Below are 9596 nucleotides of genomic sequence, written 5' to 3'. Positions count from 1 at the left end.
ACGATTTCCTCGACGTCGTCCTCGCTGACGCGTGACTTCCCACTCAATGTGTCGAGTGAGCCGCGAAGAGAACTGCCGAGATTATCGAGCACCATCGTTAGGGAGTGTTTGGCTTTCCGGCGGTTTAAACCCTTTTTCTATTTGGTTTGGAGGCGATGTCGTCGGAACGTATCGGGAGCCGTCAATCTTCAAGCCGACGGGGAGCGAAGGGTTTCGTATGCGACTGTTCGTGAGCATCGACCTGCCGGACGACCTCTGGGAGAGTGTCGAGGGCGTCCAAGAGGAGTTCCGTGACGCCGGGGGTCTCTCATTCACCGACCCCACGCAAGCACACCTGACGCTCTCGTTTCTCGGCGACGTGGACGAGGACCGCGTGCCCGCCATCGAGGACGCGCTCGAAACCGCCGTCGAGGACGACATCGACTTCGGCCCCTTCGACGCGGAGATTAGCGGCTTGGGGGTCTTTCCCAGTCTCGACTACATCTCCGTCGTCTGGCTCGGCCTCGACGACGGGGGAGAGGAGACGAGTCTCGTCCACGACGCCGTCGAATCCCGCCTCTACGACCTCGGGTTTTCGCCCGACGACAACGATTTCGTTCCGCACGTCACCATCGCCAGAATGCAACACGCGGGCGGCAAGGAACTCGTCCAGCGGAACGTGCGGGAACTCGACCCGACTGTGGGGAGAATGGAAGTCAGGGAGATTCGACTGACCGAGAGCGAGTTGACGTCGGACGGGCCGGAGTATTCGACCGTCGCGGCGTTCACCCTGTGAAGCCGTTTGAAAGGAACAAGATTTTATGCGACGGCGGAAAAGTGGCAACCACTATGGGCAAGAAATCGAAGGCCAAGAAGAAACGCCTGTCCAAGCTGGAACGGCAGAACAGCCGCATCCCGGCGTGGGTCATCATGAAGACGGACCGAGACGTAATGCGAAACCCGAAGCGCCGCAGCTGGCGGCGTAGCGACACTGACGAATAATGAGCGCAAGTGATTTCGAGGAGCGAGTCGTGACGGTTCCGCTCCGAGACGTGACGGCAGAGGCAAAGCACAAACGAGCGAACAAAGCGATGAAACTGGTGCGCGGGCATCTCGCCCAGCACTTCAAGGTGGACGAGGACGAGGTTCGCCTCGACCCCTCCATCAACGAGGCGATCTGGGCGCGCGGTCAGAAGAACCCGCCACGAAAGCTTCGAGTTCACGCTGCCCGCTTCGAGGAAGAGGGCGAATCCGTCGTTGAGGCGGAATACGAAGAGTAGAGCGGTGCTTCGTACCGCGTTCAACGGCTCGGCGTACGTTGGCGTCTTCGCTCGTGTGACTGACGAGTATCTCCTCGTCCGACCGGATTTGGACGATGACCTCGTCGACTCCCTCGAAACGGAGTTGGAAGTCGATGCCATCGGCACGACGCTCGGTGGGTCGTCCACCGTCGGCGCGCTGGTCGCAGGCAACGAGAACGGGCTGCTCGTCAGCAACCGTCTCACGGACCACGAGCGCGAACGAATCGAAGCAGTGGTCGACGTTCCACTCACGAAGTTCCCGGGGCGTATCAACGCCGCCGGAAACGTCGTGCTCGTGAACGACACGGGCGCATACGTCCACCCGGACCTCTCGCGGGAAGCAGTTCAAGCCGTCTCCGACGGGTTGGACGTTCCCGTCGAACGAGGGACGATTGCGGGCGTTCAAACGGTCGGAACGGCAGGCGTCGCCACGAACCGAGGCGTCCTCTGTCACCCGAAAGCGACCGACGACGAACTCGATACCATCGAGGACGTGCTCGGCGTCCCGGCGGACATCGGCACCATCAACTACGGTGGGCCGCTCGTCGGGTCCGGGCTTCTCGCCAATGCCCACGGCTACGTCGTCGGAGAGGAGACGACCGGACCGGAACTCGGCCGTATCGAGGACGCGCTGGGCTATATCGACTGATTTTCGGCCCATCGTGTTTTGCAACCTAGTTAGCAACATTCTTCCCGCTCGCTCCCGCACGTGGTGACATGAGCACGATTACTCGCGGAACGGAGAGTGGAGCACAATGATGGGCGGCGGCAATCAAGAGATGCAGCAGATGCAACAGCAGCTCCAACAGCTGGAAGCCGAGAAGGAGGAGCTGAACGGAGAAGTCGAAGACCTTCGCGACGAGAAGGGCGAGGTTGACGAGGCTATCGAAGCCGTCGAAACGCTCGACACCGACTCGGTCGTCCAAGTCCCGCTCGGCGGCGGCGCGTACCTCCGCGCGAGCGTCGAGGACATCGACGAGGTCATCGTCGAACTCGGTGGCGGCTACGCCGCGGAGCGAGACCAGGAGGGCGCAGTGGCGTCCCTGAAGAGCCGGAAAGACCTCCTCGACGAGCAGATCGCGGACCTGCAGGAGGAGATCGGTGAAGTCGAAGCCGAGAGCGACCAGCTAGAGCAGAAAGCACAGCAGATGCAACAACAGCAGATGCAACAGCAGATGCAGCAGATGCAGCAACAGCAGCAGGACGACGAGGACGAGTAACCGCCGATGTTCGACAGTCTGAAGGATAAGTTGAGCGGGTTCCGTAAGGACGTCGAAGAGTCGACAGAGGAGAAGGCCGAAGAAGCTGACGCGGCGGACGCCGAGACGGCGGATGCCGCGGTAGCCGAAGAAACGGCCGAATCGGAACCCGTCGAAACGGAAGCTGAAACCGAAACCGCGGAAACAGCCGAGCCGGAAATCGAACCGGAAGCCGAGCCGGAACCCGAATCCGAGCCTGAGCCTGAACCGGAGCCAGCGACGTCCGACGAGGACAGCGTGGAATCGGAGACGAACTCTGAATCGAGTTCGGGCAACGGCCGCGGCGGGTTCGCCCAGAAGGCGAAGTCGTTCGCGCGCGGTGAGATCATCATCGAGGAGCAGGACGTCGAAGACCCGCTCTGGGAGCTGGAAATGGCGCTCCTCGAAAGCGACGTGGAAATGAGCGTCGCCAGCGAGATGCTCGAAGACATCCGGAACGACCTCGTCGGCGCGACGCGCAAGTTCAGCGCCGAGACGGGGGACGTCGTCGAACAAGCCCTGCGCGATTCCCTGCTGTCGGTCATCAGCGTCGGGCAGTTCGACTTCGATCAGCGGGTTGCGGAAGCCGACAAACCGCTCGTCATCATCTTCACCGGGGTCAACGGCGTCGGGAAGACGACGAGCATCGCCAAACTCGCCCGCTACTTCGAGGAGCGCGGCTACTCCTCGGTGATGGCGAACGGTGACACCTACCGTGCCGGTGCGAACCAGCAGATCCAGGAGCACGCGGACGCACTCGACAAGAAACTCATCGCGCACGAGCAGGGTGGCGACCCCGCCGCCGTCATCTACGACGCGGTGGAGTACGCCGACGCTCACGACATCGACATCGTGCTGGGCGACACCGCGGGTCGCCTGCACACCAGCGAAGGGTTGATGGACCAGTTGGCGAAGATCGGACGCGTCGTGGACCCCGACATGACCCTCTTCGTGGACGAGGCCGTGGCCGGACAGGACGCGGTCCAGCGCGCGAAGGAGTTCGACGAGGCCGCCGAGGTCGATGGCTCGATCCTGACGAAAGCCGACGCCGACTCGAAAGGCGGCGCGGCGATCTCGATCTCCCACGTCACGGGCAAGCCCATCCTGTTCCTCGGAACCGGACAGGGCTACGACGACATCAAGCAGTTCGACCCCGAAACGATGGTCGAGCGACTCCTCGGTGAGGAAGAAGAAGAGTAATCCGCACCGCAAGTCGGTTTTCGCGTTCGCGGTTCGGTTTTCGCGGTTATTTTTTCGAAGGGTGCAATCGGGAGTGACGACGCGATGTGGAGTGTAACGATGGTAAGAGAGACTTCGAAAGCCTCCGTCCGCTCTTTTTGGATTGAGTTTGGTGCTGTCGTGATTACAACGACCGAACCGCACGAATACCGCACCCGCCCCGCGTATGCGGTTGCGGGTTGTGGTCTCGGTAATCGAATCAGACGTGGTCGTCACTGTACCCGAACTGGCTCGGAATCACGAGTGCGAACCTTCTCGTCCCCGTCGTGATTCGGAATTCCCAAGAGCACAGCACTGTTCCCCTCGAACGAAACCGGACGACTCCGGAGGAAATCGTAATCGTGTACGTACTGGAACTCGGCGGACAAGACGACGAATTCGCGGCGTGTGAAGCGGCGAGCGCGGCGACCGGGGTGGAACTCGTCGCGCCCGGCCTCGCGCGGGCGGCGACGATCACCGAGCGCGTTCGAAACCTCGCGTACACCCATCGGGCGAACGAACTGGTGGGGACGACGGACGCCGACGTAGAGAGCGCGCGGGCGTTGCTTTCGGCCGCACCCATCGACCGCGAGGGGACTGTCGCGGTGCGTGCGCGGACGGTCCGTGACACGGAGGATATCAGCACACAGGAAGTCGAGCGGGAGTTGGGGCAGATACTCGTGGACCGCGGATTCGCGGTGGACTTGGACGACCCCGACCACGAACTGCGGGCGACGTTTTCCGACGACTGTTGTGCGCTCGGATGGACGGCGGTCGAGAGCGTGCGCGACTACGGCAGCAGGAAACCGACCGACCGACCGTTCTTCCAACCGGGGAGCATGCACCCCCTCCTTGCGCGCGCGCTGGTGAACATCGTCGGGGCGAAGGAGGAAACGACGGTTCTCGATCCGATGTGCGGGACGGGTGGCACCCTCATCGAGGCCGCGCTCGTCGGCGCGCGGCCGTTGGGTGCCGACGCACAGTGGAAGATGGCCCGCGGGGCGGCGGAGAACCTCGACCACTACGCGCCGGACGCGGACGCCGCGACGGTTCGCGGCGACGCGACACACCTGCCGTTCACCGACGGTTCCATCGACGGCGTGGTGTTCGACGCACCCTACGGCAGGCAGTCGAAGATAGCGAACCTCGACCTCGACGACCTCGTGGCTGGCGCGCTCGCGGAAGCCAAGCGGGTTGCATCCCGTACCGTCGTCGTCGGCGACCGCTCGTGGGCGGACGAAGCGCGGGCGGCGGGATGGACCGTCGAAGGAGAGTTCGAGCGGCGCGTGCATCGGTCGCTGACGCGGTATATCGTCGTGTTGTCGGGGTAACAGCGGTTGCACGAATACGAAACCAGATGGCTAAAAATCCGACCGGTCAGAGCTATTTTATCAGCACTTAAGATACCGTAGGGGGGACACCCACCCATGAAGCAGTACCTCGACCTCATCGAGGACGTACTCCGGGATGGAACCTACAAGCCCAATCGAACCGGCGTGGACACGATTTCCACGTTCAGCCAGCACTACGAGGTGGACCTGCGCGACGGCTTTCCGCTGTTGACCACCAAGGAGATGGACGGTTTTCGGTGGGACTCGATGCTCCACGAACTGCTCTGGTACCTCTCCGGCGAGGAACACGTCCGGAACCTCCGCGAGAAGACGGGGATTTGGAACGAATGGTCGAACGAGGAGGGGCATCTCGATACGGCCTACGGTCGGTTTTGGCGACGGTTCCCCGTCCCCGAGGAGGGGCTACCGGGCGAATCGTGGCCCGAGGACGGCAACCGCTGGATGAACGAGGACGGGACCTTCGACCAGATTCAGTACGTCATCGACGGTCTCAACGAGAATCCGAACTCGCGCCGGTTCGTCGTTTCGGCCTGGCATCCGGCGAACGCGTCCATCTCGACGCTCCCGCCGTGTCACTACACCTTCGTCATCAACGTTCAGGGCGACGGTACCCTGAACCTGCACCTCACCCAGCGCTCGGGTGACGTGGCGTTGGGCATCCCGTTCAACGTCGCCGCGTACGCCATCTTGGCGACCGTGCTCGCCCAGCAGACGGGATTCGAGGTGGGGAAATTCTCCCACACCATCGTGGACGCACACATCTACTGCGGCGAAGGCGAACGCGGCGAGTGGTACCGCGACAACCTCCCTTCCCTGCAATCGCGCCTCGCCGACGTGGACGAGAAGTCCGAGTACGAGGAAATTCGGGAATGGCTCGAATCCGAGGCACCGGCGGAAGAGACCGAACGTCTCGACCACGTTCCGGGCCTGCTGACTCAACTCTCGCGCGAACCCAAATCGCGCCCGAAGATCGACATCGCGGCGGATTCCATCGACGAGTTGAGCTACGAGGACATCACGCTCCGGGAGTACGACGCCCACCCCGGCCTCAAATTCGGCGTGGCCGAATGACCCGGCTCGTTCTCATCGCGGCCGTCGCCGAGAACGGCGTCATCGGCCGCGACGGCGGCATGCCGTGGCATTATTCGGAGGACATGCGCCACTTCAAGGAGACGACGATGGGCCACCCCGTCGTCATGGGTCGGACGACCTACGAGAGCATCGCGGCACAAATGGATGGCCCGCTCCCGGGCCGGACGAACGTCGTGTTGAGCCGGTCGAACCCGGACCTCCCGGAGGAAGTCGTCCTCGTCCACGGCGTGGAGGAAGCGATGGCGGAAATCGAGGAACTGGACGACGTCGCCTACATCACTGGCGGTGCGGCGGTGTACGAGCAGTTCCTCCCGTACGCCGACGAGATGGTGCTCACGGAGATTCACGAATCCTACGAAGGGGACACATACTTCCCCGAATGGGACCCGGAAGAGTGGCAAGAAATCGAGCGTGACGAGCGGGAGGCGTTCGACTTCGTTCGCTACGAACGGTGAGGAATCGCCGCGCGGAGTTTTCTGTCGAGCTGAAATCGCACGACGAGGAACGCGAACAGCATGCCGACCATCCACGTCGTGAGTAGGGGGATGAGTGCGTGGGCGTCCTCCGTTCCCGTGAGCGAACCGATCAATCCCGATCCAAGGAGAGTCAGAAGGCCGAACAGTGCGACGCGTTTCGGTGCTGCGGGACGGTAGTACATACAGAGACCTGTCATCAGAATCGCCGCTGCGAACGGAAGGTCCGACAATAAACTACCTCGTTGGGTTCCTAACTCTGCCAATCCGGACAGCAGGACGGCAAACATCCCAAAAGCACCGACGTAATACCAGAAGAGATCGACGAATTTCTTCATCTCGTCGGCGAGTTCACCCATCTATACCCTGCTCCGTCGGAACCGGACGCGTGGTTTCGCCCACGCGGCGAACGCGCCGACGAGGAGGGCGAGGACCCACGCGCCGAGTAGCATTGGTTGATCTTTCGTGATGTCTACAGCCCCGAGAATCCACCAGAGAAAGTAGGTTGCTAGCCAACTTATGATTCCAAACAGCCATACCTGACCGTACGAAACCGGGAGGATATCGAGCGCGACAAGCACCCCGACGACGAGCCCTGGGACGTATATGAGAAGGTTGTCGAGCCAACCGGGTCCGCTGAAGAATATCCAGAGAAATCCAACCGGAAGCGTGAGCATCAGCACGCTCCCGACGACGATGCCGACCTGTTCCAGACGGCGGGGGAGGGACATACTGTCAAGTTAATCAGGTGAGGATAAATGTTTTCTCGTCGGCGAGTCCGACGATGTCACTCCGTGAACGGCGGGAAAGGGAAAACCGAAAGAGATTATTCCAGCAGACCGAGCTCTTCGAGCCGCGAGACGATTTTATCGACTGCCTGTTCCGCATCTTCGGGCTTCTTGCCGCCGGTGATGACGAGTTTGCCGGAGCCGAACAGCAGGGCGACGACTTCGGGTTCGTCGAGACGGTAGACGAGGCCGGGGAACTGTTCGGGTTCGTACTCGATGTTCTCCAGACCGAGACCGATGGCGATGGCGTTGAGGTTGAGGTTGCGTCCGAGGTCCGCGCTCGTAACGATGTTCTGGACGACGATTTCGGGGTCGTCGTTCACCTGAATGTTCAGCTCTCGGAGCTTGTCGAAGACGATTTCGAGACTCTCGTGGACGTCGGCAGTGCTCTTTGCACCGGTGCAGACGATTTTACCGGAGCGGAAGATGAGTGCGGCAGACTTCGGGTTCTGCGTACGGTAAACGAGACCGGGGAACTGCTCTGGGTCGTAATCCGCGCCCTCCAAGTCCATGGCGACACTTTGAAGGTCGAGTTCCTGCCCGATGCCCGTCGAGGCGACCACGTTTTCAATGTTGATGGTTTCCTTTGGGTCGGTCATAGCGCGACTTAAATGACGTATTTAAGGTTTATAAAGGTTGGTAGTCCAGACTGACACGTCTTACCCACCCTTTATCAGCGGACTGCGGACGAAATACTGATGTCGGAGGCCCTATCGACGGCAATATTGGTGTTTTCGCGTCCTCGAAACGAACGGGTCTCGTTGTAAATAGCTCACATTTTATCGGACCGGTTTCCGTCAGCAGGTCCGTGACGAACCGCCTTCGATGAAGGACGCGAAATGGGTTTCAATCGAGCGGAGCGACCGTTCTCGGAACGTCGTATCGTCGGCTTCGACACGCTGAAGGCGTGAGAAGCGCAAGGAGGACCCAATGAACGTGACGGTCGAAGTGGTCGGCGAGGAAAGCCACGAGTTCGACGTGGAAGACGAGGTGTACGCCGATTTGGTGTCGGCCGTGGGGTTGAGTCCGCACGAGGTGTCGGTGATGGTGGACGGACGGCCGGTACCGGAGGACCAACCCGTGGAGGCGGAACACGTGAAGATACTGCGACTGATAAAGGGTGGATGATGGTTCGACTCGCGACCGCGGCGGACCGCCTGTCAGTGATGCGAATCGTGAACGGTGCGATGCTGGAAGTCGATGCTGAGGAGGTCGAACGGGGAATCGATTCGGGGGACGTGCTGGTAGCAGTCGAGGAGGACAGAGTGCTCGGAGCGGCGGTGCTAGAACCGGGAGCGGACGGCACGTACATCGATGCAATCGCGGTGCGACGGGCGCGGCGGGGACAGGGTATCGGCGGCGAACTGGTGGCGTTCGCGGCCGAGCGGTGCGGAACGCTGACCGCGGACTGTGACCCGAACGTGCGACCGTTTTACGAGTCGTTGGGGTTCGACATCGAGGAACAGATGACGGATGGGGAGGGGAGCGGGGAAGAACGGTTGCGTGGAACGCTCGAAAGCGAAGACTGATATGGCGAGTTCGCCAACGGCCGGACATGGACGAGACGAAACGACGCCGTCTCACGCTCATCTGGGTCGCGTTCGCAGCGGTGATGGTGTACTACGTCTTCGCAAGCGGATTCACCGGATCGGTCGGTGACCTGCTCGGCCTCCTCACCGCAGCGTTGGGCGTGATGCTCGCCGCCGTCTACTATTTCAATCCACGCGGCATGCTTACGTTCGGCTAAAAAATCGAAACGACCGATTCAGATCAACGGTGCGACCAGTTCCTTCCCCGCGTCGAGCAGGTTAGCCACAGCGTCCTCGCTTTCTCCTTCGGCGTAGATTCGCATCTTCGGTTCGGTGCCGCTCGGCCGGACGAGCAACCACGAACCGTCGTCGAGCAGGATTTTGAAGCCGTCCTTCGTCACCATATCGGCCACGTCCTTGCCCGCGACTTCCTCGGGGAGTTCGGTTTCGAGATTCGAAAGGACCCGCTCCTTTTCGTCGTCGGGACAGTCGAGGCTAATCTTGTTCTGATGAATCTCGCCGAACTCGGCGAGCAGGTCGTCCACGCGGTCGTCGAACGGACGTTCGTGCGCGACCGCGGCGGCCAGGAGCGCCATGAGGACGCCGTCCTTCTCGCGGACGTGGCC

15 protein-coding genes and 1 pseudogene are annotated in these 9596 nt (G+C 61.5%); 12 read left to right on the top strand and 4 right to left on the bottom strand.

Features of this window, described 5'->3' with window-relative positions; translation table 11 throughout:
* Nucleotides 1-217 precede the first annotated feature (217 nt).
* From thpR to WBV42_RS19975, 9 genes are all read left to right on the top strand, one after another.
* Nucleotides 218-775, top strand: coding sequence for an RNA 2',3'-cyclic phosphodiesterase (thpR, locus tag WBV42_RS20015; protein WP_423987594.1), 558 nt, complete (start codon nucleotides 218-220; stop codon nucleotides 773-775).
* 53 nt (nucleotides 776-828) lie between these two features.
* Nucleotides 829-981 carry a 50S ribosomal protein L39e gene (locus WBV42_RS20010; protein WP_066145272.1) on the top strand — a complete coding sequence of 51 codons (153 nt, stop codon included), beginning with the start codon at nucleotides 829-831 and terminating at the stop codon, nucleotides 979-981.
* Nucleotides 981-1259: a 50S ribosomal protein L31e gene (locus tag WBV42_RS20005; RefSeq protein ID WP_066144824.1), complete on the top strand. Its 279-nt coding sequence runs from the start codon at nucleotides 981-983 to the stop codon at nucleotides 1257-1259. Before WBV42_RS20010 ends, WBV42_RS20005 begins: the two co-directional genes overlap by 1 nt.
* Nucleotides 1260-1263: 4 nt before the next feature.
* Nucleotides 1264-1929, top strand: coding sequence for a translation initiation factor IF-6 (locus WBV42_RS20000; RefSeq protein WP_253228855.1), 666 nt, complete (start codon nucleotides 1264-1266; stop codon nucleotides 1927-1929).
* 109 nt (nucleotides 1930-2038) lie between these two features.
* Complete coding sequence (gene pfdA, locus WBV42_RS19995; RefSeq protein ID WP_423987595.1) at nucleotides 2039-2500, top strand: prefoldin subunit alpha; 462 nt, start codon at nucleotides 2039-2041, stop codon at nucleotides 2498-2500.
* 6 nt (nucleotides 2501-2506) lie between these two features.
* Nucleotides 2507-3718, top strand: a complete 1212-nt coding sequence (ftsY, locus tag WBV42_RS19990) for a signal recognition particle-docking protein FtsY (RefSeq protein WP_423987593.1) — start codon at nucleotides 2507-2509, stop codon at nucleotides 3716-3718.
* 380 nt (nucleotides 3719-4098) lie between these two features.
* Nucleotides 4099-5067: a methyltransferase domain-containing protein gene (locus tag WBV42_RS19985; protein ID WP_423987592.1), complete on the top strand. Its 969-nt coding sequence runs from the start codon at nucleotides 4099-4101 to the stop codon at nucleotides 5065-5067.
* A 96-nt stretch (nucleotides 5068-5163) separates the two neighbouring features.
* Nucleotides 5164-6159, top strand: coding sequence for a thymidylate synthase (thyA, locus tag WBV42_RS19980; protein WP_423987591.1), 996 nt, complete (start codon nucleotides 5164-5166; stop codon nucleotides 6157-6159).
* The gene (locus WBV42_RS19975; RefSeq protein ID WP_423987590.1) at nucleotides 6156-6635 is read left to right on the top strand and encodes a dihydrofolate reductase; all 480 of its coding nucleotides are present in this window, start codon (nucleotides 6156-6158) and stop codon (nucleotides 6633-6635) included. Before thyA ends, WBV42_RS19975 begins: the two co-directional genes overlap by 4 nt.
* On the opposite strand, the gene WBV42_RS19970 is transcribed toward WBV42_RS19975, so the two are convergent.
* The 3 genes from WBV42_RS19970 to WBV42_RS19960 form a co-directional block, all read right to left on the bottom strand.
* On the bottom strand, nucleotides 6623-7012 hold the full coding sequence (locus WBV42_RS19970; RefSeq protein ID WP_423987589.1) for a hypothetical protein: 390 nt from the start codon (nucleotides 7010-7012) through the stop codon (nucleotides 6623-6625). The two genes, WBV42_RS19975 and WBV42_RS19970, sit on opposite strands and share 13 nt — an antisense overlap.
* On the bottom strand, nucleotides 7013-7384 hold the full coding sequence (locus WBV42_RS19965) for a hypothetical protein (protein WP_423987588.1): 372 nt from the start codon (nucleotides 7382-7384) through the stop codon (nucleotides 7013-7015).
* A gap of 95 nt (nucleotides 7385-7479) precedes the next feature.
* Nucleotides 7480-8040 (bottom strand): TATA-box-binding protein, encoded by a 561-nt coding sequence (locus WBV42_RS19960; protein WP_007976369.1) that lies wholly within the window; start codon nucleotides 8038-8040, stop codon nucleotides 7480-7482.
* 331 nt (nucleotides 8041-8371) lie between these two features.
* Here WBV42_RS19960 and samp2 point away from each other — a divergent pair, with 331 nt between their 5' ends.
* From samp2 to WBV42_RS19945, 3 genes are read left to right on the top strand one after another with little or no spacing between them, the layout of a single operon-like run.
* Nucleotides 8372-8569 carry a ubiquitin-like small modifier protein SAMP2 gene (gene samp2 / locus WBV42_RS19955; protein ID WP_066144835.1) on the top strand — a complete coding sequence of 66 codons (198 nt, stop codon included), beginning with the start codon at nucleotides 8372-8374 and terminating at the stop codon, nucleotides 8567-8569.
* The gene (locus tag WBV42_RS19950; RefSeq protein WP_423987587.1) at nucleotides 8569-8970 is read left to right on the top strand and encodes a GNAT family N-acetyltransferase; all 402 of its coding nucleotides are present in this window, start codon (nucleotides 8569-8571) and stop codon (nucleotides 8968-8970) included. The genes samp2 and WBV42_RS19950 overlap by 1 nt, the downstream gene beginning before the upstream one ends.
* A gap of 26 nt (nucleotides 8971-8996) precedes the next feature.
* Entirely contained in the window at nucleotides 8997-9188 is a 192-nt protein-coding gene (locus tag WBV42_RS19945) for a hypothetical protein (RefSeq protein ID WP_423987586.1), read from the top strand.
* An 18-nt stretch (nucleotides 9189-9206) separates the two neighbouring features.
* Here the strand turns inward: WBV42_RS19945 and WBV42_RS19940 are convergent.
* Nucleotides 9207-9596, bottom strand: a pseudogene (locus WBV42_RS19940) (phosphoglucomutase/phosphomannomutase family protein); the annotation flags it as partial.

Origin of the sequence: Haladaptatus sp. (assembly GCF_049589095.1) — an archaeon.
Classification (GTDB): domain Archaea; phylum Halobacteriota; class Halobacteria; order Halobacteriales; family Haladaptataceae; genus Haladaptatus.
This window is presented reverse-complemented; position numbering and strand designations above follow the sequence as displayed.

Excerpts from the sequence above, each read along its gene's own strand:
- thpR (WP_423987594.1), top strand. The coding sequence starts at position 218 with ATGCGACTGTTCGTGAGCATCGACCTGCCGGACGACCTCTGGGAGAGT.
- WBV42_RS20010 (WP_066145272.1), top strand. The coding sequence starts at position 829 with ATGGGCAAGAAATCGAAGGCCAAGAAGAAACGCCTGTCCAAGCTGGAA.
- WBV42_RS20005 (WP_066144824.1), top strand. The coding sequence starts at position 981 with ATGAGCGCAAGTGATTTCGAGGAGCGAGTCGTGACGGTTCCGCTCCGA.
- pfdA (WP_423987595.1), top strand. The coding sequence starts at position 2,039 with ATGGGCGGCGGCAATCAAGAGATGCAGCAGATGCAACAGCAGCTCCAA.
- ftsY (WP_423987593.1), top strand. The coding sequence starts at position 2,507 with ATGTTCGACAGTCTGAAGGATAAGTTGAGCGGGTTCCGTAAGGACGTC.
- thyA (WP_423987591.1), top strand. The coding sequence starts at position 5,164 with ATGAAGCAGTACCTCGACCTCATCGAGGACGTACTCCGGGATGGAACC.
- WBV42_RS19975 (WP_423987590.1), top strand. The coding sequence starts at position 6,156 with ATGACCCGGCTCGTTCTCATCGCGGCCGTCGCCGAGAACGGCGTCATC.
- WBV42_RS19970 (WP_423987589.1), bottom strand. The coding sequence starts at position 7,012 with ATGGGTGAACTCGCCGACGAGATGAAGAAATTCGTCGATCTCTTCTGG.
- WBV42_RS19965 (WP_423987588.1), bottom strand. The coding sequence starts at position 7,384 with ATGTCCCTCCCCCGCCGTCTGGAACAGGTCGGCATCGTCGTCGGGAGC.
- WBV42_RS19960 (WP_007976369.1), bottom strand. The coding sequence starts at position 8,040 with ATGACCGACCCAAAGGAAACCATCAACATTGAAAACGTGGTCGCCTCG.
- samp2 (WP_066144835.1), top strand. The coding sequence starts at position 8,372 with ATGAACGTGACGGTCGAAGTGGTCGGCGAGGAAAGCCACGAGTTCGAC.
- WBV42_RS19950 (WP_423987587.1), top strand. The coding sequence starts at position 8,569 with ATGGTTCGACTCGCGACCGCGGCGGACCGCCTGTCAGTGATGCGAATC.
- WBV42_RS19945 (WP_423987586.1), top strand. The coding sequence starts at position 8,997 with ATGGACGAGACGAAACGACGCCGTCTCACGCTCATCTGGGTCGCGTTC.